Source organism: Micromonospora sp. NPDC047465 (assembly GCF_040643125.1).
GTDB lineage: Bacteria > Actinomycetota > Actinomycetes > Mycobacteriales > Micromonosporaceae > Micromonospora.
In genome coordinates this window covers 58,595-83,853 of record NZ_JBEYTP010000007.1, presented here as the reverse complement: position 1 = coordinate 83,853, position 25,259 = coordinate 58,595, and the positions used below count along the sequence as shown (strand labels likewise).

Sequence of the window (25,259 nt, the reverse complement as noted above, 5' to 3'; positions counted from 1 at the left end):
CCATCCTAAGTGGTCGATGCGGTGGCAAGCCGTCGGCTAGCCGACGGCAAGCGTGGTCTCCGACGCTCATGTCAGCCGTCGACGAACGTCCGGCGGAGCTGACCGGCGTGCCGTGCACACCGGTCGGCGCTTCGAAACGACAGGAGGTCATCAGATGCGAATCCGCACCAGTACCGGTCCCGTTACGGCAGCCGTCGTGCTGGCCGCGTCGCTGGCGGGTGCCGGCTGGGCGGCCCCGGCCTTCGCCGAGTTCGATCCGATCCCGGCGAAGCCCGTCGTAACCGGGGTCGAGAAGGTTGCCGTGACGACGACCTTCGGCAGCTCGGACCGAACCCGTACGGTGCCCTGCCCGGCCGGCAAGGTCGCCCTCGGTGGAGGTGGCTACCTGACCAGCCCCTCGGACGCGGCCGGACGGGTGGCGATGGACAGGTCCGCGCCGTCCACCGACGGTACGAGCTGGACGGTGTCGATGCGTGAGGTCGGCGCGGTCAAGTACACCGGAGACTGGCGCTTCACCTACTTCGCCTTCTGCGCCGACCGGCCGTCCGGCTATCAGGTGGTGTCGGAGGTCGAGGCCGGATGGAACGACCACCACCGGTTGTCCAAGACCGCAGCCTGCCCGGGCACCACGAAGGTCCTCGGCTCGGGCGCAGAGGTCTACAACTCGAACAGCGCCTTCGTCCTCGACCGGGTTTCCCTCGGCGACGCCCTGTGGCCGAACGGGGGAACCAACTACACCTGGGCCGTCGCCCGGACGGTGGACCAGGGCACGGTGGCGCACGGCACGGAAGCCCTCCGGACGTTCGCCATCTGCGCCAACGAGCCCGCCGGCTACGAGGTGGTACGGGCGGCGTCGGAGATCACGAGCGGTTCGCTCAGGAACGTCGCCGGTTCCTGCACCCTCGGCAAGCTGCTCAGCGTGGGCGCCGGCATCGAGGTCTCCAGCATCCACGAGGACGACCGGACGCAGACCCTGCTCACCGGGCTGAACGGCACGGCTGGCACGGCGAACGCCTGGGCCCACGAGGACGCCGACGGATACGCCGAGACGTGGGGGCTCTCGCTGGCCCTGGTCTGCGCGAGCTGACCCGCCGCGGTGGGTGTCGCCGGGATCACGGCGACACCCACCGCGGTTCCGGTCACCGACCGGAGGCGGGGCTACGGCGAAGACCCTGGGCGCTGTCGCGTTGTCGGATCGGTGGACACGCCGAGCCTTGTCAGGGCGCACCAGCGGCAGGGGTTTTCGCCGTGGACCGTGGACGGCCCCGGTCGGAGCCTGGAGACAGTCCGACCGGGGGGCCACCGATCATGGAAGCGGATCGCCCGCGCGTGAGCCTGCCCGTCCGGTCACGGACTCGTCCGTCCATGACCGGCCGGGTGCGGGGCGGAGGACCGCATGCCGTAGCACCCGGCGCATCATCGCGGGCCGCATGAGCGCCTGAGGGGGATCGATCAGACCCGCCACACGCATGAACCCCTTCGTCACTTCCGGGTCCTGGGTGGCGGCGTACTGAAGGCGGGCCATGTAGGCGTTGCCGATCCGCACCTTGAGGGTGCGCTTGCCCTCCACGCCCGGGAAGTCGAGGTCGCCGCCCGCGGCGATGTCCCACGGGGTGTCGATGACCCTGGACAGATCAGCGAAGAAGCGCTGCGGTGTGGGCGCACGCCCCTCACGCAGATGCTGCCGCAGCGTCATCGCCTCGATCGCGGCGACGCTCATGCCTTGGCCGTAGACGGGGTTGAAGCTGCAGAAGGCGTCGCCGATGACCAGGTACCGGTCGGGGAGGCGGAGCAGTCGCTCGTACCGCCGGCGGACGCTGGCGGGGAAGCGGAAGGAGACGGGGTCATCGAGCGCCTCGGCGTCGCGAACCGCGTGGTAGACGTCGGGCACCGGCAGGGAACGAACGAATTCGAGGAACGCCCCGGGGTCGGTGGGCGGGTAGTCCCCGAGCAGTCCGGTCAGCGAGAGAATGCAGACGTCCCGGCCGACCTGGCCGAAGAAGGCCCCTCGCGGGTGGGCCGGGGAAGCGACCGGGTTGATCGACTGCACGCCGTCGAACATCTCGGGACGGGTGCGGTAGTGCCGGGTCGTGTACGCGAGCCCGACCTTGACCCGTTCCTCCTCCGGCCGCTGGTATCCCAGACTCTCGAGCCAGGCAGGCGTACGGGAGCCTCGGCCGGTTGCGTCGACCACCAGATCGGCATCCAGCACCTCGACGTCGGCGTTTCCGGTCCGCCGCTGCACCCGTACCCCGACGATCTGCTCCCGATCGTCGGTGGCGACAAGGCCGAGCACGTCACACTCCTGTATGAAGGTGACGTTCGGCAGGGCCGCGACCCGGTTGCGGACGTGGTTCTCGAGGACTGGGCGGGGGGCGGTCACCGAGATGAGCCCGGTGTGGGCGGGCTGTATCTTCCGGCCGTTGAAGAACCACCGCATCTCCCCCAGATCGCCGGTGGGCACCCCGCTGGCGCGCAGTTCGTCGGTGATCCCGGGGAACAGTTCCTCGAGGATGAGGTGTCCCCGTGCGTGCAGGCCGTGCGCGTGGACGGTGTGCGGCGCACCCTTGCGGGGCGTGCTGACGCCCAGCACCTTGTCACGCTCCACGACGACGACGTCCGCGTAGGATTCGGCCAGGACCCTGGCCGCGAGGATGCCGCCCATGCTTCCGCCGAGCACGACGGCGCGGGCTCCGATATGACTCATCGACGTTTACCTTCCTGATGGAAACCGGGACCGATCGGCCTGCCGCGGTGCGACGTCAGCATGGAGGCGCCTTTCGATGGCCGTCGGTCGGCCGAGGACTGGCCGGGGTTCTCGAAGGGTCGAACCGGCCTGAGCGTCGTTTACGGGGCTACCGCCAGGGTTGTCACCGGCGGCTCCCGTGGCATCTCCCCGCGTGCGATGCCGGCGACGTGCATCAACATGGGTCCGCACCGGTGCGGCAGGGCCGGCCGACGGAGAGTGCGACGCGGTGGGAGTCTCTGCCGTCAACCGCGAGCGGTCCGGAGACGTTGACGGCTTGGGCGGGGCCGTCGCCGACGGCCGTCACCGGTCGGGAGTTGAGCGGAGCCATATCCAGTGCGCGACGACGACCGCCCATTGCAGGGGTGAGCGCCGTGCGGTAACTCTTAGGACGGGCGCGACGGCTCGTCAGCCCAGATCGTTCAGGCGGACGCTGAGACCCTTTCCTTGGAATTCCTCGCACACGAACGCTGGCTGGCGAGGCTTGCTCAGCGCGGGGTCGTACCGGTAGCCGATCTCGGCGAAATCGAGGAGGTCATCCGGATTCTCGACGCGGGCTGTCAGCAGCCATCGAGCGAAGGCGCCGCGCGCGATCTTGGCGTGCACCACCACGAAACGCGGCTCTCCCGTCTTCGGCTGCACCGTCATGAAGCGGGGACTGATGAACCGGTCCCGGTCGAGGAACGCCGTGACGGTCTTGTTGTACTCCACTGCGGCGAGATTGACGATGACGCCCGTGGACGGCAGACACCGGGCGATGGAGTCGCCCCAGAATTCGTACAGGTTGGAGTAGGGCGGATCGGGCAGCCGGTAGCCCATCTCGAGTCGGTACGGCTGAACCGCGTCGTGAGGACGCAGGATCCCGTACAGACCGGAAAGGATCCGCAGTCGGTCGTCTGCATACGCGCGGTCGGCCGCCGAGAAGTCACACGCGCGCAGCCCGCTGTAGATGTCGCCCGCGAAGCTGTCGATTGCCGGAGACTGCCGCTCCGGCTCGACGCCCCAGCTCGCGAGGAGCGCATGGGTCTTCTCGGCCAGCGCCGGCGAGATCTCCATGACGGTCGCCAACTGCTCCACCGACAGGGTCTGCAGATAGGCCGCCAGTTCCTCGGCCCTGCCGCGCAGTGCCGGCTCGGTCAGTGCCGCGTCGCCGCGGGGCGCCGACCGCATGACCTTGGAGGTGTGGATGAGGACGATCATCACTTGTCGATCGACTTGATGAGTTCCTTGATGATGCGCTTCAGCTCGGTCTTCTTGGCTCGCGCGTCCTTCATGTCCTGGAAGTAGGCCATCCGGCGACCGTCCGTGTAGTTGCCCTCCAGCAGCTTGCTGTCGATGTCCACTACCAGCGGGTTGTGGAACACCAGGTGGACGTGCTCCTTGGCCCACAGGTTGAACGTCGCCAGGTATTCCCCCTTGTAGGAGAACGACGGCGCCTTCCACTTGATCTGCTCGGTGATCTTCGGATTGACGGCCTTGATGCTCTCGCGGAGCATCTCGACCTCCGCCTTGAAGGGGTGGTCGAGTTTGTCCATGAACGCGTCAACCTCGTCAGTCTTGTTGACGGTGTTGTCGACCTTGCCCATTTCGCCTCCGCACCGAGATCGATACCCCTGGCGAGCATACCGAAGTCAGGCGTCGGTTCGCGGTGGCAAAACGTGGCCCGGACCTCCGAGCGGGTGGTGGTGCGACCGCCGGCGTCGCACCACCACCCCGTGGGCGAACGGCTATCCCGCCGACCGCAGGACGAAACCCTCCAGCGTGGTGACGATCTCGGACCTGTTCTCGCGGTGGCGCAGGCAGTACTTGGTCGGGTACCAGCCGGCCGTCTGCCACGCCTGCGGCTGCTTGATCGGGAAGCAGCCGTCCGACACGGCGCCCGAGGCGAGCTTCTGGTACCAGTCCTGGGTGACCATGGGCTCGTAGAACGTCAGGCGTCCCGCGTAGGAGCCGTAGATGAAGGTGTGCGTGAAGGGCTGGCCGTTCAGCTCAGGCCCGTTCAGGTCGATCAGGTGGTTGCCCATACCCGGCTCGACGGCCCCGAAGTCGCTGTAGTCGGCAGGCATGTACTGCGCGGGGACAGGCTGGCGACCCACCTCCCAGTCGTCGCAGTTGACGAGCATCCCGCACGGCCCCGGGCGGATGGCCAGCCGCTCCTCGTTGGAGTTCATGTAGAAGTGCACGTCGAAGTGCGGGCGGTCGTAGATGTGTTCGGGCAGATGGCCGGCCGGGTTCCAGTTCATCAGGACGTACTGGAACGGTGTGTTCACCCGCGCGCGGAACTCGTCACTGAGTCGCAGCGGATGCTCGTACCCACCCGTGCACTCCGTGTGCTGGTCGGTCACGCCGTCGCCGTTGACGTCGTAGCACCACAGGCCCGCCGTCGGCGGGTGGTTCGGCAGACCGTCGAGCGCGTTCACGCCCATGACCAGGCCGATGGTGTGCGGCACCCCGTTGCGGGACTGCGAGAACGCACGGATCGTGCCGTTCCCCATTTTCGACGACTGTCCGTAGGAGGCGCAGACCCCGAGGTACGAGGCGGTGCGGCGGACGAGGACGTCGGCGGCCTTCTTCGGCACCGTGGCGTTGAACTCGACGCCACTCTTCACGGTCGGTGCGACACAGACCGCCACCCGCGGACCGCGGGCCGAGACGGGATTCGGGGTGAGGGCGACGACGAGCGCGAGCGCAGCCAGCGCGGCCGCCGCCGCCACGGCGACGGTGCGGATTCTTCGACGGGGCATGACGCCTTCCTTCTTGGGAGATGAGGGACCAGGGACGCCCGGTTGCGGTCGGGCGCTGGGCGGACCACCGACGGTCCGCACGACGGGATCACTGAACGGTCTGTCCGGCCTCCGGGGGCATGCCGGGATGCCCCGCCCCGGTGGGCGGCACGGCCCGGAGCCGGACGACGAGGAGCGCCGCGACCGCGAGGAAGAGGACGAGGTTGATCAGGCTGGCGCCGTGCAGCGCCTGCGTGAACGCCTCCCGGGCGGAGTCGAGCAGCTCCGCCGCGACAGGCTGCGGCAGGGTGTCCGCGACGGCCGCGGCGCCGACGATGCTCTCCCCCGCGGCCATGGCGGCCTCGGGCGGCACGGCCGACGGCACCTCGACCGCGGAACCGTAGACAGCCCCGGCGACGCTGCCGAGGATCGCGACGCCGAGCGCCACCCCGAGTTCCCCGCCCGTGGAGGACAACGAGCCGGCGGCTCCCGCCTTCTCCGGTGGTGTCGCGCCCATCAGCACGGCGTTGGCCAGCGTGGCGCTCGGGCTGCCACCCACGTACATGATGACCAGGCCGACGATCAGGGTCGCCAGGCCGCCGGAAACGCTGACCTGGGTGATGACCAGGGCACCGACCGCCGCGAGGACCATCCCGGCCGCGAGGACGTAGGCCGGCCGCACGGTACGGGCGACGGCCGGTCCGATGTTGCCGCCGACGATCATCGCGCCGGCCGGAATCAGCATCCAGAGCGCGACCTTGAGTGGAGACATTCCCTCCACCAGCTGCATGTAGAGGGTCGACACGAGGCCGGCCCCCGCGGTGATGAAGCCGAACGCGAGGCCGAGCAGCACGATCGTGCTCACGACCGGGTTGCGGAAGAGCCCGAGGTCCAGCATCGGGTGGGTGAGATGCCGCTGGCGGGCGACGAACATCAGCGCGAAGGCGAGCCCGAGGATGACGGCGCCGATGGGCGTCGGCTGCCAACCGGCCCGTGCGATCTCCTTGAGCCCGTAGACGACCGGCAGGAGCGCGGCGAGCGAGAGCACCGCGCTGAGCGGATCGAGTCGCCCGGGGTGCGGGTTGCGGGCGCCCGGCAGCAGCCCTGGTCCGACCACCAGCAGCAGCGCCATGACGGGAACGCCCATCAGGAAGATCGAGCCCCACCAGAACGAGTCGAGCAGGAGGCCACCGACCACCGGGCCGAGGATCACGCCGAGCATGATGGAGGTGCCCCAGATGCCCATCGCGGCGCCCATCTGCATCGGATTCGGAAAGAGCTGGCTGATCAGGGCGAGCACGGAGGGCATCACCGTCGCCGCCGCGATCCCGAGCAGGGCGCGGGAGACCAGGAGCATCTCGATCGAGGTCGAGTAGGCCGCGAGCAGTGACGCGACCATGAAGCCGGCGGCGCCACCGAGCAGCACGTTGCGGTGGCCGGTCCGGTCGCCGAGGGTGCCCATGAGGACCAGGAAGCCGGCGATCATGAATCCGTAGATGTCGGTCACCCACAACTGCTGGGCGCTGTTGGCCCCGAGATCGGTGGCGAGCCGGGGCAGGGCGAGGATCAGGACGCTGATGTCCACCGTGGTGAGCAGGGTGGGCAGGCACAGCACGGCGAGCGCGAGCCATTCGCGGCGGCCCGCCCGGGGTCCCATGTCAACTGTCGTCACCTTGCTGTCCCTCCATCGATCGGTATCGCGTTATCGGACGTGGACGTGTACGTGCGGGACGGATGACGTCGCTCCGCGCGGGGCGGCCGGTAGCAGCACACCGCCGGTCAGGCTGCGGTCCGCAGCGACCGGAAGAAGGTCCGGACATCACCGACCAGCAGCTCCGGCACCTCCATCGCCGGGAAGTGCCCGCCCCGGTCGAACTCGGTCCAGTGCGTGATGGTGGAGAAGTCCCGGTCGGCGAAGCGACGGATCGGGACGATGCAGTCCTCCGGGAAGACGGCCACGCCGAGCGGCACCGTCAGCGGCTGCTCGCGGTAGCCGGCCAGCATGTCCCCGTTCGGGTCCTCGGTCGCCCTGCGCTGCTGCTCGGTGATCTCGCAGTACAACTGGGCCGACGATCCCGCCGTGTTGGTCAGCCAGTAGATCATCACGTTGGTCAGCAGCAGGTCACGGTCGATCACGTCGTCGGGCAGCTCGGCGTCGGTCCACTCCTTGAACCGCTCGACGATCCAGGCCAGTTGGCCGGCCGGCGAGTCGTTCAGGGCGTAGGAGACCGTCTGCGGACGGGTCGAGAGCAGCTTGCGGTATCCGGAGCCGTCGGCGTCGAAGCGCGCCAGCCGGCCCAACCGGGCCATGTCCTGCTCGCTGAGGCCTTCCAGTTCTGCCGGATCACCGGAGGGGAACACGGTGAGCATGTTGCTGTGCACGCCGACGACGTGCTCGGGGTCGAGTCGACCCACCGCGAGGGAGATCGGTGAACCGAAGTCCCCGCCCTGGGCGCCGTAGCGCTCGTAGCCGAGGCGACGCATGAGCTCGACCCACGCCGCCGCGATGCGGTCGACGGTCCACCCGGCCGCGGGCAGCGGGCCGGAGAAGCCGAAGCCGGGAATCGACGGAATGACCAGGTGGAACGCGTCGGACCGGTCGCCGCCGTACGCGGCGGGATTGGTCAGCGGGCCCACCACGTCGAGGAACTCCGCCACCGAACCGGGCCACCCGTGGGTCATGATCAACGGCAGTGCGTCCGGCTCGGGCGAACGTACGTGCATGAAGTGCACGGTGGTGCCGTCGATGGACGTGGTGAACTGCGGCAGGCGGTTGAGCCGCGACTCGGCCTGGCGCCAGTCGTAACTGGTCAGCCAGTGGGCGACCAGTTCCTTGAGGTACGCCAGCGGCACGCCGCGCGCCCAGCCCGTCTCCGGAAGGTCCGGCGACCATCGGGTCTGTGCCAGGCGACGGCGCAGGTCGTCGAGTTCGGTCTGCCGGATGTTGATCTGGAATGGCTGCACTTGTCCCTCTCCTCGTCAGTGGCGCCGATCAGCTCACCCGGAGCACGGCCCGGCGGTCACTCGTCACACGCCCCGGAACGACGCTCCGACAGCAACGAACCCGTCGATGCCGACCATGACCGTGGCACCAGGCCGACGGCCCGCGCATCTCCTGAAATGCGGCGCAGGCCGGTCACCTGGGACTTCAGCGGGGCGCGGGAACGATCGCGGTCCGCCGGCGTCGGACCCCGACAAGTCCGGACCGCCGAGACGACACCGCGACAGTCAGCGACGACGAGCGCACGCACAGAGATGCCGGCGTACGGCGGCAGTTGGAATCGTGAGCCGCGGCGTCATCGGCCCACCCGATGGGCGCCCTCCCCCTGTCGAACACGAGGAGTGTGATTACCGGTGACCACGCCGAACATCCCTGCGCGGACCGCGAGAAGCCCCCTCTCGAGCCGGACGAGCCACTTCGTCCTGCCGAAGCAATGGGCGTCGATGCGCCGGGCCGAGCAACTCGAACGGGAAACCGGGAACCGGGTCATTCACCTGGAAAAGGGCGACTTCCAGGGCGAGGAGTTCCGCCCGGCACCACACATCCTCGAGGCCTGCGCCAGGGCGGTGCACGACGGGCACGTGCGCTACGTGCCCGGTCCGGGCCTACCGGAACTGCGGGACGCGATCGCGGAGGAGGCGACGCGTCGGGGACGCCCGACCGCCCGCGAGGAGGTCCTGGTCACCATGGGCGCCAAGCACGCGCTGACGCAGAGCCTGCTCACGCTGGTCGACAACGGCGACGAGGTCATCTTCCCCAACCCCGGCTATCCGCCGGACGAGTTCTGGATCACCTATGCCGGCGGGCGGGTGGTCTACGCCCCGCTGGTCGAACCGGACTTCCACTTCGACATCGATCAACTGGCCCGCCTGATGAACGACCGCACCAAGGTCCTGATCATCAATACCCCGCAGCGACCCAACGGGATGACCGTCGACCGGTTGGCGGAGATCAGCGCGCTGTGTCAGCGGCACGACGTCATGGTGATCTCGGACGAGATCTTCAGCCACATGGTCTACCCGCCCGCCGAACATCGCACCATCGCCGCCGTCGACGGCATGGCGGAGCGGACGCTCCTGGTGGACACGTTCAGCAAGAGCTACATCATGACCGGCTTCCGGATCGGCTGGTGCGTGGCGAACCGGGACCTGATCACCGCCATGGACATCTTCCAGCAGAACTCGGTGACCAACGTGCCCGCGTTCGTCCAGATCGCCGCCCTCGCGGCACTCACCGGGCCGCAGGACCACGTCATCGCCACCCGCGACCGCCTGCGGGCCAAGCGCGACCGGACGGTCGCGGCGCTCGACGCGATGCCCGGCATCAACTGCACGGCCCCCGACGGCTCCTTCTACGTCTTCCCGGACATCCGGGGCACCGGAATGACCGCCCAACAGTTCACCGACCACCTGATCGACCGGTATTCGGTGGGAGTGGTCGCGGGCACGGCGTTCGGCGACCGGGGCGAGGGGCACGTGCGCATCACGTACGCCGTCCCGGACGACGTCCTCGAGGAGGGCCTGAGCCGGATCCGCCAGGCCGTCGAGAATCTCGGGTGACCGCATGGACATCGGTCGGATGTTGGCGTGGGGCGCGGCACGCCACCCCGAACAGCGGGCGGTGGGTGGACGGCGGCCGCTGACGTTCCGCCAGTGGGACGCGTACACCAACCAGCTCGCCCGCACGCTGGCGGACCTCGGCGTCCGGCGCGCCGACCGCGTCGTGCTCCACCTGGCCAACGGCACGGAACTGGCCAGTCTCTACCTGGCGGTGCAGAAGCTGGGGGCGGTGGCGGTGCCCCTGTCGACGCGGTTCGGCCCCGCGGAGATCGGGCACTGCCTGCAGGACTGCGCTCCCGTGCTGATCGTCACCGACGCCACCACCTCCGGTCAGTCCCGGGCCGCCCCGGTCGCCCTGCCCGACGCGCCGAGGCGGGTGTACGTCGGTGACCCGCTGGACGCGCCCGCCGGCGAGACCGCGTTGGCTCCGCTCGTCGGGGCGCAGCCGGACGGCCCGATACCCGTCACCGTCGACTCCGGCGACCTGAGCGTGCTGCTCTACACCTCGGGCACGACGGGACGTCCCAAGGGGGTTCCCCGTACGCACGCCGCCGAGCACGCGGCCACCGTGGCGCACGTGCTGCAGTCGGGGCACCGCAGCGGCGACGTCACGCTCGGAGTGATGCCGCTGTTCCACACGATGGGTGTCCGCACCCTCCTCGCCAGCCTGCTGGTCGGCGGCACCTGGGTACCGCAACGCCGGTTCGACGCCGACGAGTCGTCGGAACTCGTCGTGCGTGAGGGCGTCACCTCGCTGTACCTGGTGCCCACCATCTACTGGTCGCTGCTCAACACCGGTCGGATGCACGAGCTGACGTCACTGCGGCGGCTCGGGTACGCGGGGGCGCCCATGGCCCCTGACCTCGCGCGCCGCCTGGCCGGCACGGTCCGTCCGCGCACGTTCGTCAACCACTACGGCAGCACCGAGATCTACACGTTCACGGTCGAGCCCGATGTGGCGGCACGGCCGGGCAGCGCGGGCCGCGCCGGGATGTTCTCCCGTGTTCGTGTCATCGCCAACCGGGCCGGTGCCGACGCCGAGGACGTGGTGGCTCCGGGCGAGCCGGGGCAGGTCATCGCGTCCATGGACTCCCCGGAAGCCTTCGCGGGCTACTGGGCACGGGGCGACGCCGACGAGGCGGCGATCCGCAACGGGTGGTACCACACCGGCGACCTGGCGATCCGCGACGAGCAGGGAAACCTGTGGTACCAGGGCCGCGTCGACGACATGATCATCTCGGGTGGCGAGAACATCTACCCCGCCGACATCGAGGCCGCGCTGGCCGCCTCCCCTGCCATCGGCGACAACGTCGTGGTGGGGCTGCCCGACGAGCGGTGGGGACAGGCGGTGACGGCGTTCGTCGTACCCCGCGAGGGGCTCGACCCCGAGAAAGCCGTCCGGGAGGTCCAGCACTTCATCCGGACCTCATCAGGCTTGCCGTCGCTGAAGCGCCCCAAGCGAGTTGTCGCCGTGGACCGGATTCCGCGCTCCCCCGTCGGCAAGATCCTGCGTCGGCAGCTCACCGACGGCGCGTACGACGCCCTCGCCGACACCGCGTCGGGCCCGCACGCACCCAGAGGACCGGAGGTGCCAGCACGATGAGTGTCCTCCCGATGCGCGCGGCGTCCCTCGCCGGCCTCGCCGGCCGCACGGTCATCGTGACCGGCGCGGCCGCCGAGATCGGCAGCGCGTACGTGCGGGCGTTCACCGCGACCGGCGCGAACGTCGTCGCCGTCGACCTGCTGCGGTCCGCCCGGCAGGCGCTCGCCATGACCCGGGCCGCGACGCGCGACGGTCCCGGCCGTGCGGTCTTCGCCCCCGCCGATGTCGCCTCCGAGTCCGACTGGCGGCTCGTGGTGGAACGGACCGTCGCCGAATTCGGCGCCCTGGACGTGCTCGTCAACAACGCGGCCGTCTATCGGAAGATCGGCGAGAAGCGCCCTCTGACCGACCTCGTCGTCGAGGAGTGGGACGACGTCTTCGCGGTCAACGTCCGGGGCACGTGGTTGGGAATCCGAGCCGTGGCGCCGACCATGACGGATTTCGGCGGCGGCAGCATCGTCAACGTGTCCTCCGTGGTCGGGCGGATCGGCGCGGTCGGATTCGCCCACTACGTCGCCTCCAAGGCCGCGGTGGAGGGGCTGACCCGTGCCGCGGCCCGGGAACTCGGCGGACAGCACATCAGGGTCAACGCCATCGCCCCCGGCCTGGTCGACAACGACGCCAGCCGGTCACTGAACACCGAGTCGTACCTCACCGCGTCGGCCCGGGCGCGCTCCCTGCCCAGACCGATGCAGGCCAACGACCTCGTCGGCCCGCTGCTCTGGCTGGCCTCGCCGGCCTCGGCGTTCGTGACCGGACAGACCGTCATCGTCGACGGCGGGCAGGTCTTCTCATGAACCCCGACATCCCGTCGCCCGCCGAGCCGGACGCGTACGTGCGACCGGTGGATCCGACGACCCTCGCGCCGCTGACGCCGGTTGCGGTCACGACCCGCGCCGAACTGGACGAGGCGGCGGCGCGGGCACACGGGGCGCTACGCAGCCCGTGGGCGCTCGACGCACGACGCCGGGCCGCCACACTCCACCAGTGGGGCGAGGCGCTCGCCGCGCACGCGACCGAACTGGCCGACGCGCTGGTGACCGAGACAGGCAAGACCAGGTCCGAGGCCCACCAGGAGATCTGTGCCTGCGTCGACGCGTTGACATACAACGCCGGGCTCGCCCGACACCTCGGCGGCATCGCCGGCACCCTGCCCGACGGCACGGTCGCGCACGTCGTCCGGGAACCGGTCGGGGTGACCACGTTCATCGTGCCGTGGAACTGGCCGATGCTGCTGCTCATCCGGGACCTGGCGCCGGCGCTGGCCGCCGGCGTCACCGCGCTGGTCAAGCCGGCGCCGCAGACCAGCCTCGTCACCGGCCGGGTGCTGGCGCTCGGCCGCGAGGCCGGGCTCCCCGCCGACGTCGCGCACCTCGTCGTCGGCGGTCCCGCCGTCGGTCGGGCCAGCGTCGCGCACCCCCTGGTGCGGGCGGTCGCGTTCACCGGCTCGACCCGGGTCGGTACGGAGATCCTGCGCACCGCGGGCGACGGGATGAAGCGCCACCTGCTCGAACTCGGCGGGAAGGCGGCCACCGTCATCTGCGCCGACGCCGATCTGGAGGCGGCGATCGCCGCAGTCGTCAAAGCGGTCGTGGTGACCTGCGGGCAGATGTGCATGGCCTGCACCCGTGTCCTGGTGGCCCGCCCGATCCACCAGGACGTGCTGCGGGCCGTCACCGCCGGTCTCGACGGCGTCCGCGTCGGTCACCCCGGCGACCCCGCGACGGAGATGGGGCCGCTGGTGTCCCCGGCCGCCGGGGACCGAATGGCGGCGACACTGGCCGACGCCGCCACACGGCACGGCGTGCACGGCGGCCAGCGCGTCCACCTCGACGCCCTGGCGGGGCACTTCGTCCGGCCGGCCGTCGTCACGGGGGCGACGCCGGACTCGCCGGTCGTCCAGCGGGAACTGTTCGCCCCGGTGGTGACCGTCGAGCCGTTCGACGACGAGGCCGAGGCGGTGCGGCGGGCCAACGCCACACCGTACGGCCTCGCGATGAGCGTGTGGACTAGGGACCTCGACCGCGCGTGGCGCATCGCCCGTCGCCTCGAGGCCGGCACCGTCTGGGTCAACGGGTACAACCACTCGTACCCGGAGACACCCAGCGGAGGCTTCAAGTCCTCGGGAATCGGCCGCACCCGCGGAACCGTCGGGCTGGAACAGTTCACCGAGCTCAAGCACATCCACTTCACCGTCCGCGCTCCCGGTGGCCGGCCGTGACCATCCCCGCCCCGTCGACCGGTACGCCACCGGGCTGGCCCGCGGCGCAGAACCTACGGTCATGGCTGACGACGCTCGACGCGAACGGCCGCCTCGGCCGGGTACGGTCGCAGGTGGACCCGGACCAGGAGGTCTCGGCCGTGCTGGAGCGCCTCGACGGGCAGCGGTCGGTGCTCTTCCTCGACGTGGCCGGCGCCTCGTTCCCCCTCGCCGGCAACCTCGTCCGCAGCCGTGCCGACCTCGCCGAGGCGATGGACTGCCTCCCCCACGAGACGACCACCCGCTACCTCGACGCGCTGACCGCACCACGGCCCTGCGCGCCGGTGCCCGACACCGCCGCGGCGGTGCTCACCCACCGCTTCGACGGCGACGCGTTGCTGTCCCGGCTTCCCCTCACCGTGCAGCACGAACACGACGGTGGCCGCTACCTGACCTCGGCGATCCTCGTCGTCAGAGATCCGGCGACCGGAAAGACGAACCTGTCGATCAACCGCATGCTGGCCGTCGGCGAACGGACCCTCCGGACACTCGTCCTGCCGGGACGCCTGCGCCGGATCCTGACCGCGACGGAACGGCGCGGGCTCGACCTCGACGTGGCGATCGTGGTGGGCGTCGATCCCCTGCTGGCCCTCGCCAGCCAGGCCCCGGCGGCAGACCGCGCCTTGGACGACCTCGAGGTGGCCAGCGCGCTACGCACGACACCGCTTCCGGTCGTCGCCTGCCCGACCAGCGGTCTGCCGGTGCCGGCCGACGCTGAATTCGTCCTCGCGGGACGCTTCCGTGCCGGCGTACGGGCGCCGGAGGGGCCGTTCGGCGAGTTCCCCCGCACGTACGGGCCCACCGCTCCGGCGCCCGTGATCGAGCTGACCGCCGGCTGGCACAGCGGCGCGGCCGTCTTCCAGACGATCCTCTCCGGTGGCCGCGAGCACTTCCTCCTCGGCGGGATACCGCGCGAGGCGGCGCTGCTGCGGATGCTGCGCCAGGCGCACCCCGACGTGGTGGCCGTCCGGCTGCCGGAGGCCGGCTCCTGCCGGCTGCACGCCGTGGTGTCCGTACGCGGCGGCGCTGCCGCATCCGCCGTGAACGTCCTGCTCGCCACCCTCGGCGGGGCCAGCGCGGTCAAGTACGCGGTGGTGGTCGACGACGACGTGGACATCCACGACGACGAACAGGTGGGATGGGCCCTGGCGACGCGGGTGCAGGCGGACCGGGACGTCGTCGTCATTCCCCGCGCCGCCGGCAGCAGCCTCGACCCGTCCGCCGTCGGGGGAGTGACCGCGAAACTGGGCATCGACGCCACCGTTCCGGCGGGCGGGCACGACCGCCATGCCCGGATGCGAACCCGGCCAGGTCGGCCGGAGCGGATCGCGCGGTACCTCGCCGAGGCCGCCTCCTCATGATCAACAGCTGGCCCGGCACCCCGCGCCCACGCGACCCGCTGGCGCGGTCCGCCGCCCGCGGCCGGGCGCAGCCGTATACGGCTCGGCCGCCCGGCCCAGAGACGGAAGGTCACCATCTGTGGCATCAGACGATCTCAGCCGCATCCTCGCCGCCCTGGCCGATCCGACCCGGCGGGCGATCCTCGCCCGGCTCGTGTCCGGCGAGGCGAGCGTCACGGAGCTGGCCGCCCCGTTCGCCATGAGCATGCCCGCAGTCAGTCGCCACCTCCGCGTGCTCGAGCGGGCGGGTCTGGTCGGGCGGCGGCAGGACGCGCAGCGGCGCCCCTGCCGGCTGGACACCAGGCCCCTCGAGGTGGCGGCGGCATGGCTGGGGGGCATCATCGCCGACGCGGACGCGACGCCTGCCGCCGCGCGAACGAAACGGGACGCCCCAGTTTCCGACCCGCGGCAGGGCACCGCCAAATAGCGCGCAATTTCCGTCGGCCCGGCACCCTTCTCCGTGCCGCGTCCACCATTTTCGACCCTGGCCGCTCGCCCCGCAACGAGCAGCAGGTCACCGGGCGTCTAGGGCAGTCAGGAAGATGCTCGGCGAACGCCCTGACTGAAACGATCCCACACAGAGCCGGCCCGGATGGCGATTCGACGCCGCTCGGACGCCGAAACGGTTTCCCGTCGACGTGTCGCAATCGTTCATTACCCAAGGGAGACGAATGTCAATGAGCAAATTCGTCGGAGAACGTGCCGTGGTGCTCGGGGGCAGCATCACGTCGCTCTTCGCCACCAGCGCCCTGTCGGAAAGCTACCGCGAGGTGGTCGTCGTCGACCGGGACGAGCTCCTCGGCGTGCGCGAGGCGCGTCGGGGCGCGCCTCAGGCACGGCACATCAACGGCCTGCTGGCCCGCGGCGCCCGCGCCATGGAGGAGCTCTTCCCCGAGATCACCGCGCAGATGATCAGCGCCGGGTGCCCGCAGACCGACCTGTCCGGCACGGTGCGGTGGTACTTCAACGGCAAGCCCCTCAAGCAGGTCCGCGCCGGCCTCACCAACGTGGGCGCGCGACGGCCGATCATGGAGGCGCACGTCCGGGAGCGGGTGCAGGCCCTCGGGAACGTGACCTTCATGGAGCGCTACGACATCACCGGCCTCTCCACCAGCCCCGACCGGTCCCGGGTGACCGGGGCCCGGGTCCAGCGGCGTGACGGCGGCGCGGAGGAGACGCTGGAGGCGGATCTGGTCGTCGACGCCACCGGCCGCGGCTCCCGCACGCCGGTGTGGCTGGAAGCCCTGGGCTACCCGCGCGTCGAGGAGGAGGGCACGAAAATCGGTCTGGGCTACGTGACCCGGCACTACCGGCTGCGTACCGACCCGTTCGGCACCGACCACTCGATCATCGCGGTGGCGAACCCGACCCTGCCCCGCGGCGCCATCTTCACCAAGACCGACAGCGGCCTGGTGGAGTTGACCGCCTACGGCCTCCTGGGCGACCACCCGCCGACCGACCCGGACGGCTTCAACGCGTTCGTCAAGACGCTGGCGGCGAAGGAGATCCACGAGGCGATCATCGAAGCCGAGCCGCTCGACGACCCGGTGCTGTTCCGATTCCCGACCACGCTGCGGCGCCGCTACGACCGGATGTCCCGGTTCCCGGAGCGACTGATCGTGCTCGGCGACGCGGTGTGCACCCCGAACCCGGTCTTCGCCCAGGCGCAGAGCCTCGCCGCCCTGCAGGCTCTGGCGTTGCGGGACCGGCTGCGCCTCGGGGCCCCACCCAGCTCGCTGGACTTCATGCGCGAGGTCGGCCGGATCATCGACCCCGCCTGGGACATGACCGAAGGGATCAACCTGAGCTTCCCCGGCGTCGAGGGCAACCGGACTCCGATGCTCAAGCTGATGCAGGCGTACATGTACCGCGTCCAGATCGCCGCCACCCGCGACGCCGCCGTCACCGAGCAGTTCATGCGCTCTGCCGGCCTGGTCGACCCGCTCGAGGCGCTGATGCGCCCCAGCATGATCCTGCGGGTGCTGCGCGGCTCCCGGCCGCAACCGCAAGCCGCCGCCTGAGGCACCTCGCCCCCACGCCCGCCCCGCCCGGCACCGGTGCCGGTGGGCGCCGACCAGCCCGGTCGGCGCCCACCGCCGCTCGCATCCTCATCCCCTGTTGCCTCGCCCGATCCTGTCGGCACCGCCGACGGGCAACCCGCACCCGGAGGTGCATCCATGACGATCACACAACCCGGAGCGCGGCCGGAAACCCCCGCGGGGACCGGCACCCGTTCCCGCCTGCCGTCGCTGACCGGTCTGCGGGCAGTCGCCGGCCTGTCGGTGTTCATCACGCACGGGCTCGCCCTGGGCCTGTTCACCGACCCTGCCGTGATGGTCGAGTACGTCCGCTACGGCGCCAACGCCGGCATGTTCGGCCTGAGCTTCTTCTTCGTCCTCACCGGCTTCGTGGTGACCTGGACGGCGTCGTCGAAGGACAGCGCGCGGCAGTTCTGGCGTCGCCGGTTCTTCAAACTCTTTCCCAACCACGTCGTCGTGTACGCCATCATCATCGCCCTGTGGATCCCCACCGGGGTGCCGATCAAGGCGGTGGAGGCCCTGGCCGGGCTGCTGCTCGTCAGCGCCTGGTTCCCGTCCGAGTCCTTCCTGTTCAACAACCTCAACGGTCCGATGTGGTCGGCCAACATCGACGTGCTGGCCTACGCGGCGTTCCCCCTGCTGTACGTCCTGGTCAAGAAGATCCGACCGAACCGCCTGTGGGCCTGGGCCGTGGGCGTGACCGCCCTGTCCGCGCTGGTTCCGGTAGTCGCCAACGCCTTCCTGCCCGACCAGCCGCCATCCCTCGTGGCGCCGGAGGTCTCCTGGTCCCAGCACTGGTTCGGCTTCTACTTCCCGCTGACTCGGGCACTGGAATTCGTGGTCGGGATCATCATGGCCCGCATCGTCCTGACCGGCCGGTGGATCGGTCTGGGGGCGCTGCCGGCCTCGCTGCTGACCATCGGCTTCTACCTGGCGACCCTCGACGTGCCGGTCTTCTACGGCTACACCTTCGTGCCGCTCATCCCGATGGCCCTGCTGATCCCCGCCTTCGCGGTCGCGGACGTGCGGGGCCACCGGACGCTGGCCAACGGCAAGCTGATGGTCTGGCTGGGCGACCGGATGTACGCCTTCTTCGTCATCCACGTCACCGTGATGTTCATGGTCCACGCGGCGTACAGCGGAGAGAACGGCGTGGTCGGCATGTACACGCGCAAGACGTTCGACCTCGGCACCGGCATCCTCGTCCTCATCTCCACGTACCTGGTCTGCCTGGTCCTCGCGTCCATCCTCTACGCGCTCGTCGAACAGCCGGTCATGCGCCGGTGGTCCCGGCCGCGGCGGCGGGACCACCGGCAGGAGGGTCTGACGGGCCCGCTGCCCGGCGCCGCCGGCGAACGGACCTCCTGACCAGCGCGACACGCGCATGCCCACGGGTACGAGGACGGGGCCGCCCGGCGCACGCCGGGCGGCCCCGTCCTCGTGACTACGACTCAGGTCCAGCCGTTGGTCAGCACCGCCAGGACCACCGGCTGCTCACGGGGCCCGGGCACGACGTGCGTGGCCACGCGCAGCGTGCCCGACACATAGACCAGCCAACCCGACCGCGACGCCGGAGCGAGTGTCAGGGGAACGTACGTCGGCAGGTGCAGCCGCCGCAGACACCGCAGGACGGCACCCGTACGGCACGCGGCCTGGTCGTGGCTCTCCCCCGCCAGCTCCGCCGCCTCCCGCGCCAGCGCGGCATGCTCGGCCAGCGACCGGTCCCACTCGGCCGGGGAGGACGTCCGCACCGCCGCGACGTCACAAACCAACCGGCCGGCGCCAGTCACCTCGAGGGACACACCGTCTGCCGTCGCCGTGACGGTGGTCGTGGCGCCCCGGCGCAGCGGACCGCCCGTGGACACGAACGCGCTCGCCGCGGTGGGTGCGACCCCGGCCGCGGGGTCCGCGACCGGTCGCACCGCGACGGCCAGCTCGACGCCGAGGAGGTCGCGGAGGGCCGTCTCGACGCACGTTGACAGCGCGGCCATGGTCGTCGGGACATCAGCCGCACCGTCGACAGGCACGGCACGGCGGGACGCGACCGCCCGGAACGGCGACACGGCCGGCAGTCGCGACACGACTGCCGGACGTCTCACCACGGCACCTCGATGCGCGCGTGGTCACCGCTGACGACACGGTGGCCGGCGTGTCGGTCACCGCGGCCGATCTCGGTTCCGCGACCGATGATCGAGTCCGTCAGCCGGGTCACCTGCGAGATCTTCGCACCGTCCATGACGACGGACCCGGACAGCTCGCTGCCCCGGATGAGGCAGTCACGGCCGACCGAGGTGTAGGGGCCCACGTGGCTATCCTCGATCACCGAGCCAGCGCCGATTATCGTCGGACCTTCGACATGGCTGCGAATGATCCGCGCACCCGCCGCGATGGACACCCGGGGACCCACGGCGCTGAACGGATCGACGTCGCCACCGCGCTGCGCGTCGACGCCCTCCAGTAGACGTCGGTTGCCCGTCAGGACGTCGTCGCTGTCGGCCACGTCCTTCCAGTAGCCGGTGTACTCGCTGGCGCGTACGGCGACACCCTGGTCCACGAGCCACTGCACCGCGTCCGTGAGCTCGAGCTCGCCGCGGCGGCTGGGCCGGATGGCGTCGACGGCCACGTGGACCGCCGGGGTGAAGAAGCAGGCCCCGATGAGTGCGAGGTTGCTGCGGGGCCGCTGGGGCTTCTCCACGAGACGGACCACCCGGCCGTCCCGATCGAGCTCGACCACTCCGAAGGGCCGCGGGTCGGGGACCTTCTGCACGAGGAGGTGCGCGCCGGCGCCGCCCCGTCGGAACTCCGCGGCACCGCCGCCGAGGCCGTCGGGAAGCAGGTTGTCGCCGAGGTGGAGCAGGAAGTCGTCGTCACCGAGATAACCCCGCGCGACCCGCACGGCGTGCGCGAGTCCCCGCGGCGACTCCTGAGTCAGGTAGGTGATCTCGACGTCGTTCCAGGATCCGCCCCCGAGCGCCTGCCTGATCTGCGATCCGTGGTCGCCGACCACCATGCCCACCTCGGTGATCCCGATGTCGCGGATCCCCTGTAGGACGTGCTCGAGCAACGGCCGGTTCGCCAGTGGAACCAATTGTTTGGGCAGCGAGTGGCTGATGGGCCGCAGCCGGGTACCCGAGCCGCCGGACAGCACCAGAGCCTTCATGATTTCTCCCGTCGGTTCGGGCGACGTCGTCCGGCGGGGGGGGCCGTGGTGCACGAGGACCGTGCCCCCGACGCCACGGGACGACGCACGCCGGGCCGGGTCAGGGCAGGCCGGCGGACCGGCCTGCCCGTACGCCGAGGTCAAGGCAGAAGCAGGATCTTGCCGCGCGTACGACGCGACGCCAACTCGTCGTGGGCCGCGGCCGCGGCGTCGAGCGGGAAGGTGGCGTGCACCCGTACGCGCAGCCGTCCGGCGACCACGTCGTCGAACACCGCCGCGGCGCGGCGGCGCGTCTGCTCAGGGGTGCGGTCGTAGTGGCTGAGCGACACCTTGGTGAGGAACAGCGATCCGTACGAGTTGAGCAGCTGCGGGTCGACCGGATCGACCGCTCCGCTGACCTGGCCGTAGAGCACGAACGTGCCACCCGGCCGAAGGCAGGCGAGCCCGTCGGTGAAGGTGTCCCGTCCGACGGCGTCGTACACCACGTCGACGCCCCGTCCTGCGGTGAGCTCGCGGACCTGGGCGGGAAACGACGTGCGACTGTAGTTGATCACATGGTGGGCGCCGGCTTCGAGCGCCGCCGACGCCTTGTCGTCGCGGGAGACCGTGCCGATGACGGTCGCGCCGCGCCGTGCGGCGAACTGGCACAGCATCCCGCCGACGCCGCCGGCGGCCGAGTGCACCAGACACACGGCTCCCTCGGACGGCGCGTACACGTCCGTGGTCAGTAGATGCGCCGTCATGCCGTGGACAAGGGCTGCCACCGCGTCGGTGAGGCTCAACCCGTCGGGCACGGGCACCAGCCGTGCCGCCGGTACCAGGCAGTGGGTCGCGTACGAACCCGGCTGCCCCATCCACGCGACCCTGTCCCCGACCGCGACACCGTTGGCGCCCGCGCCGACCGCGACCACCGTTCCGCTCCCCTCGAATCCAGGGGTGAACGGCAGGGACACCGGGTAGACGCCACTGCGCTGGTACAGGTCCACGACGTTGACACCCGCGGCCGCGACGCGGACGAGGACGTCACCCGCCGACACCTGGGGAAGGTCGGCATCGCGGACGGTCAGGACCGCCGGGTCGCCGTACGCCTGCATGACCACCCGGCGCGGGACCGTGCCCGCGCCCGTCCGCGGCGGCCCAGGTGTTTCCGCGGACGACGTCATCAGCCACCCGCCATCGGCGCGATGATGGTCACGACAGCATCGGGCCCGACCGTGGCGGCGGCCCGCTGGTGCCGGGGGATCATCTCGTCGTCGACGCACATGTTGAGATAGCGCAGCGGCTCGCCGTCCGCGTCGAGCAGCCGCCGACCGAACTCCGGGTGACGCGCGGCGAACTCCCGGACGACGTCGTCCAGCGGGCCGGATGTGCCCTCGAAGTCGGTCCGGCCCTGCGGGGTCCAGACGGCGGGCACCACGATTCTGACCATGTGTCTCCTCGAAATCTAGACGTCGGAGGCGCAGCGGAAGCCGTGCGCGAAGCTGGACCAGCCATCGGGGTCCCCGTGCATGCGCTCGCTGCACCTGACCTGGTAGCGGAAGTTCATCCACGAGCCGCCACGGATGACGCGGTACCTGCCCATCGCCATCCGCACCGTCGGGTCGCACCGGGTGCTGTCGTCGTAGAGGCGCGACAGCGTCGAGGTCCACTCGTAGACGTTGCCGGCCATGTCCGCACAGCCGAAAGGGCTGTCGCCACGACCACGGAAGGACCCGACCGGGGACGTACGGGGAACCGGCCCGATCCGTTCGCACTCGGCCCGCCACCACTCCTGCCAGGCCGACAACGAGTGCAGCGGGCCGGCGTGCAGTTCCGCGGTGTTGGCGGCTTCGACGTCCCACTCGTCGCCCCAGGGCCAGATCCGGAAGTCGGGTCCCCGGGCGGCGAACTCCCACTCGGCCTCCGTGGGCAGCCGCCGACCGGACCAGCGGGCGAACTCGTTCGCGTCACGCCACGAGACGTGGACGACGGGATGGTCGTCGAAGTCGGGACCTCCGGTGCCCGGGCCGCCCGGCGCACACCAGGTGACCCCTTCGCGCTCGATCCAGCCCTGCTCCGTGTAGACCAGGCCGAAGCCCCGCCGCTCCGCCTCGGTCCGGTAGCCGGTGTCCCGCACGAACCGGGCGTATTCGCCGACGGTGACCGGGAACCGGTCGATGCGGAACGGCTTGACGACGGTGGTCACCTGCGGTGTCTCGTCGGCGAACCACAGCCGGGGCAGCGGCTGGTCGGCCGCCTCGAGCCAGTCGATCACCCAGTCCGGACTCCCCTGCCGGAACGCACCACCCGGTATCCGGCACATCTCGCCCATCGCGTCCCCAGCCTTCTGCCGCCGGACCGGTGCCTGCACCGGATCCGGATCCGCATCGTGGATCAATCATCACGACGGCATCGGGCTGCCGGCACCTCTCGCTGTGCGGGGCACGGCGGCACCGCCGGCGGGCCCGGTGGGTCAGCGACCGCTGCCCATGCCCAGCAGGACGGCCGCCAGGAAGTCGATCTCGGCGCGGGTGTTGTAGAGATGAACCGACACACGGACCGTGCCCGACAGGCCGTACCGCCGACAGACCGGGGCCGCGCAGTGCCGGCCGACGCGCACCTGGATGCCATGCAGGTCCAGGTACCGGCCCACCTGGGCGGGCTCGAAGCCGTCGAGAACGAAGGAGATGACTCCCCCACGGTCCGCCGGATTCCCCGGCCCGAGGATCCGCAGGCCCTTCACCCCGTCGAGAACACCCAAGGCGTACGCGGTGAGGTCCCGCTCGTGCCGACGTACGGCTGCCATGCCGACCGCGCCGAGGTAGTCCACCGCCGCGCCGAGCCCGATCGCCTGCACGATGGGCGGCGTGCCCGCCTCGAACCTCGCCGGGACCGGCAGGAAGGTCGACTCCGCCAGCTCGACGCCCGCCACCATGCCGCCGCCGGCGAGCAGCGGCGGTACGGCGTCGAGCAGCTCTCCCCGCCCCCACAGCGCGCCGATTCCGGTCGGCCCGCACATCTTGTGCCCGGTGAAGGCGAGGAAGTCCACGTCGAGCGCCCCGACGTCGACGGGGCGGTGCGGGACCGACTGGGACCCGTCCAGCAGCGTCAGCGCGCCGACCGCGCGAGCCCGGTCCACGATCTCGCGGGTCGGGTTGACGGTGCCGAGGATGTTCGACACGTGCACCCAGGAGACCATCCTCGTCCGTGCGTTGACCACCGTCTCGAGACAGGACAGGTCCAGGTGCCCGTCCCCGGTCAGGGGGATCCACCGCAGGGTGGCTCCGGTGCGCCGGCACAGCAGCTGCCACGGCACGAGGTTCGAGTGGTGCTCCATCTCGGTGACGACGACCTCGTCACCGGGTCCCAGCCGGAACCGGGGGTCTCCCGGCTGTCGGGAGTCGCGGGGGACGAAGGCGTGTGCCACGAGGTTGATCGCCTCGGTCGCGTTCCGGGTGAAGACGAGCTCCTCGGTCCGGGCGCCCACGAACGCGGCCACCTTCGCCCGGGCGGCCTCGTAGGCGGCGCCGGCCTGTGCCGCCAGGGTGTGCGAGGCGCGTCCGACGTTGGCGTGGTGCCCGCGGTGGTGCCGATGCAGCGCGTCGAGCACCTGCCTGGGCGCCTGGGAGCTGCTGGCCGAGTCCAGATAGACGAGCTTGCGCCCGTTGACCTGGCGGCCCAGTATCGGGAAGTCGGCTCGCACCCGCTCGACGTCGTACGCCGCCGAGGTCACCGCCGGCCCTCCTGGAGCCCACGTCCGGTCCGCCCGGCCAGGCGGACGGTGATTGCCCGCGCGCGGCGCCGGCTGGGGCCGGTCACGTCGGACCGGTCAGCGTCCCGCCAGGCGGCGGAGCCAGCTCTGCGTGACGTGGCGTCCATCGTTCCTCCGAGGTCTCCTCGCGGCGCTTGTGGGACGGCTCGGGCTGGTCCACCGCGTTGCCCGTCGCACCGTCAGCGCGCCTGAGGCGACCCTGCCATCACGACGCGGCGCCGACACCTCCCCCCGTGCCCGGAGGTCTCGGCGCTCGGTCGAGGTCGACGCCGCGGCCGCGGCGCGCGTCCGCCCGGCACGGGCCCGGGGTCCCGCACTGTGGAAGGTGAACCGACGTGATTGATCCACTTCAATAGGCATAGCTCTGACGGCAGTAGATGACTGGTGTCGGCAGGTGCACGAGGGGGCGGGCGGCAGCCGCCCCCTCTTCGCGTGTCGGGACGGCCGTCCGGGAGTACGGCGCGGTGGCCCGCGCCGGCGTCGAACGCCGCGCTGCGGTCCGCCGCGATGTCGAACGCCGACGCACAGCGGACAGCCACCGCGCGGATCCCGGCCTGGAACGAGAAGCGCGCGGTGGCTGTGGCTGGAGCGCCGTCAGGCGCCTTCGCTGGGGCTGTTCTGATAGGCGGCCAGGAGCCAGGCGCCGTCGCGCTTCACCATCAGCCAGGACGCGCGGACGGCGCGTTCCTTCGCGACGGTCGTCTCGCCGGGCGCGAGCACACCACCCTCGGTGAGCACGATGGCGACCTCGCCGTCGAGGAAGCGGACGTTGATGGGCTGGCCCGTGACTCGCGTGCCCTGGTACGGGCCCGCGAACGCCTCCCGCATGAAGGCCACGATGGCGTCGCGGCCCGTCAGGAACAGGCCCGGCAGGATCATGGTGCCGTCTTCGACGAAGACCGCCCCGAAGGCCTCGGCGTCGTGCTCGGCCCACGCCGCCACGATCCTGCTCGGTAGTGCCGCGATCGCGGCGTGGTCGGCCGGGCTGGCACGGAAACTCTGGCTGGTTGCGGACAC

The 25,259-nt window shown here is 70.9% G+C and carries 22 protein-coding genes; 9 read left to right on the top strand and 13 right to left on the bottom strand.

The window, feature by feature from the left end:
- Nucleotides 1-154: 154 nt before the first annotated feature.
- Complete coding sequence (locus tag ABZ793_RS09490) at nt 155-1,087, top strand: hypothetical protein (protein ID WP_357454447.1); 933 nt, start codon at nt 155-157, stop codon at nt 1,085-1,087.
- A 219-nt stretch (nt 1,088-1,306) separates the two neighbouring features.
- Here the strand turns inward: ABZ793_RS09490 and ABZ793_RS09485 are convergent, their stop codons facing one another.
- The 6 genes from ABZ793_RS09485 to ABZ793_RS09460 form a co-directional block, all read right to left on the bottom strand.
- The gene (locus ABZ793_RS09485; RefSeq protein ID WP_357454444.1) at nt 1,307-2,707 is read right to left on the bottom strand and encodes an FAD-dependent oxidoreductase; all 1,401 of its coding nucleotides are present in this window, start codon (nt 2,705-2,707) and stop codon (nt 1,307-1,309) included.
- A gap of 447 nt (nt 2,708-3,154) precedes the next feature.
- Nucleotides 3,155-3,946, bottom strand: a complete 792-nt coding sequence (locus tag ABZ793_RS09480) for a YaaA family protein (RefSeq protein WP_357454441.1) — start codon at nt 3,944-3,946, stop codon at nt 3,155-3,157.
- Nucleotides 3,946-4,281 (bottom strand): DUF1801 domain-containing protein, encoded by a 336-nt coding sequence (locus tag ABZ793_RS09475; RefSeq protein WP_357454438.1) that lies wholly within the window; start codon nt 4,279-4,281, stop codon nt 3,946-3,948. The genes ABZ793_RS09480 and ABZ793_RS09475 overlap by 1 nt, the downstream gene beginning before the upstream one ends.
- Before the next feature lie 192 nt (nt 4,282-4,473).
- Nucleotides 4,474-5,490, bottom strand: a complete 1,017-nt coding sequence (locus ABZ793_RS09470; RefSeq protein ID WP_357454435.1) for a hypothetical protein — start codon at nt 5,488-5,490, stop codon at nt 4,474-4,476.
- An 88-nt stretch (nt 5,491-5,578) separates the two neighbouring features.
- Nucleotides 5,579-7,141 (bottom strand): MFS transporter, encoded by a 1,563-nt coding sequence (locus ABZ793_RS09465; protein WP_357454433.1) that lies wholly within the window; start codon nt 7,139-7,141, stop codon nt 5,579-5,581.
- A 107-nt stretch (nt 7,142-7,248) separates the two neighbouring features.
- Nucleotides 7,249-8,433, bottom strand: coding sequence for an epoxide hydrolase family protein (locus ABZ793_RS09460; protein WP_357454430.1), 1,185 nt, complete (start codon nt 8,431-8,433; stop codon nt 7,249-7,251).
- Nucleotides 8,434-8,913: 480 nt separating this feature from the next.
- Here ABZ793_RS09460 and ABZ793_RS09455 point away from each other — a divergent pair, with 480 nt between their 5' ends.
- The 8 genes from ABZ793_RS09455 to ABZ793_RS09420 all read left to right on the top strand — a co-directional run bounded on the left by ABZ793_RS09455 (nt 8,914) and on the right by ABZ793_RS09420 (nt 18,699).
- Nucleotides 8,914-10,029 (top strand): aminotransferase class I/II-fold pyridoxal phosphate-dependent enzyme, encoded by a 1,116-nt coding sequence (locus ABZ793_RS09455; protein ID WP_357454426.1) that lies wholly within the window; start codon nt 8,914-8,916, stop codon nt 10,027-10,029.
- 4 nt (nt 10,030-10,033) lie between these two features.
- Nucleotides 10,034-11,632 (top strand): AMP-binding protein, encoded by a 1,599-nt coding sequence (locus tag ABZ793_RS09450; protein WP_357454422.1) that lies wholly within the window; start codon nt 10,034-10,036, stop codon nt 11,630-11,632.
- Entirely contained in the window at nt 11,629-12,429 is an 801-nt protein-coding gene (locus ABZ793_RS09445) for an SDR family NAD(P)-dependent oxidoreductase (RefSeq protein WP_357454419.1), read from the top strand. Before ABZ793_RS09450 ends, ABZ793_RS09445 begins: the two co-directional genes overlap by 4 nt.
- Entirely contained in the window at nt 12,426-13,853 is a 1,428-nt protein-coding gene (locus ABZ793_RS09440; RefSeq protein WP_357454416.1) for an aldehyde dehydrogenase family protein, read from the top strand. The genes ABZ793_RS09445 and ABZ793_RS09440 overlap by 4 nt, the downstream gene beginning before the upstream one ends.
- Nucleotides 13,850-15,253: a UbiD family decarboxylase gene (locus ABZ793_RS09435; RefSeq protein ID WP_357454413.1), complete on the top strand. Its 1,404-nt coding sequence runs from the start codon at nt 13,850-13,852 to the stop codon at nt 15,251-15,253. The genes ABZ793_RS09440 and ABZ793_RS09435 overlap by 4 nt, the downstream gene beginning before the upstream one ends.
- Before the next feature lie 118 nt (nt 15,254-15,371).
- Nucleotides 15,372-15,719 carry a metalloregulator ArsR/SmtB family transcription factor gene (locus tag ABZ793_RS09430; RefSeq protein ID WP_357454410.1) on the top strand — a complete coding sequence of 116 codons (348 nt, stop codon included), beginning with the start codon at nt 15,372-15,374 and terminating at the stop codon, nt 15,717-15,719.
- Between the two features lie 250 nt (nt 15,720-15,969).
- Nucleotides 15,970-17,313, top strand: coding sequence for an FAD-binding monooxygenase (locus ABZ793_RS09425; RefSeq protein WP_357454407.1), 1,344 nt, complete (start codon nt 15,970-15,972; stop codon nt 17,311-17,313).
- 156 nt (nt 17,314-17,469) lie between these two features.
- The gene (locus tag ABZ793_RS09420; protein WP_357454404.1) at nt 17,470-18,699 is read left to right on the top strand and encodes an acyltransferase; all 1,230 of its coding nucleotides are present in this window, start codon (nt 17,470-17,472) and stop codon (nt 18,697-18,699) included.
- Between the two features lie 83 nt (nt 18,700-18,782).
- Here the strand turns inward: ABZ793_RS09420 and ABZ793_RS09415 are convergent, their stop codons facing one another.
- The 7 genes from ABZ793_RS09415 to ABZ793_RS09385 form a co-directional block, all read right to left on the bottom strand.
- Nucleotides 18,783-19,322 carry a hypothetical protein gene (locus tag ABZ793_RS09415; protein WP_357454401.1) on the bottom strand — a complete coding sequence of 180 codons (540 nt, stop codon included), beginning with the start codon at nt 19,320-19,322 and terminating at the stop codon, nt 18,783-18,785.
- A 104-nt stretch (nt 19,323-19,426) separates the two neighbouring features.
- Nucleotides 19,427-20,491 (bottom strand): glucose-1-phosphate thymidylyltransferase, encoded by a 1,065-nt coding sequence (locus tag ABZ793_RS09410; RefSeq protein ID WP_357454398.1) that lies wholly within the window; start codon nt 20,489-20,491, stop codon nt 19,427-19,429.
- A gap of 140 nt (nt 20,492-20,631) precedes the next feature.
- Entirely contained in the window at nt 20,632-21,585 is a 954-nt protein-coding gene (locus ABZ793_RS09405) for a quinone oxidoreductase (RefSeq protein ID WP_357454755.1), read from the bottom strand.
- A gap of 68 nt (nt 21,586-21,653) precedes the next feature.
- Entirely contained in the window at nt 21,654-21,920 is a 267-nt protein-coding gene (locus tag ABZ793_RS09400; protein ID WP_350710450.1) for a MoaD/ThiS family protein, read from the bottom strand.
- Nucleotides 21,921-21,935: 15 nt separating this feature from the next.
- Nucleotides 21,936-22,802: an SUMF1/EgtB/PvdO family nonheme iron enzyme gene (locus ABZ793_RS09395; RefSeq protein WP_357454395.1), complete on the bottom strand. Its 867-nt coding sequence runs from the start codon at nt 22,800-22,802 to the stop codon at nt 21,936-21,938.
- A gap of 141 nt (nt 22,803-22,943) precedes the next feature.
- Nucleotides 22,944-24,203 (bottom strand): SufS family cysteine desulfurase, encoded by a 1,260-nt coding sequence (locus ABZ793_RS09390; protein ID WP_357454392.1) that lies wholly within the window; start codon nt 24,201-24,203, stop codon nt 22,944-22,946.
- Between the two features lie 633 nt (nt 24,204-24,836).
- Nucleotides 24,837-25,259 (bottom strand): SgcJ/EcaC family oxidoreductase, encoded by a 423-nt coding sequence (locus ABZ793_RS09385; RefSeq protein WP_357454389.1) that lies wholly within the window; start codon nt 25,257-25,259, stop codon nt 24,837-24,839.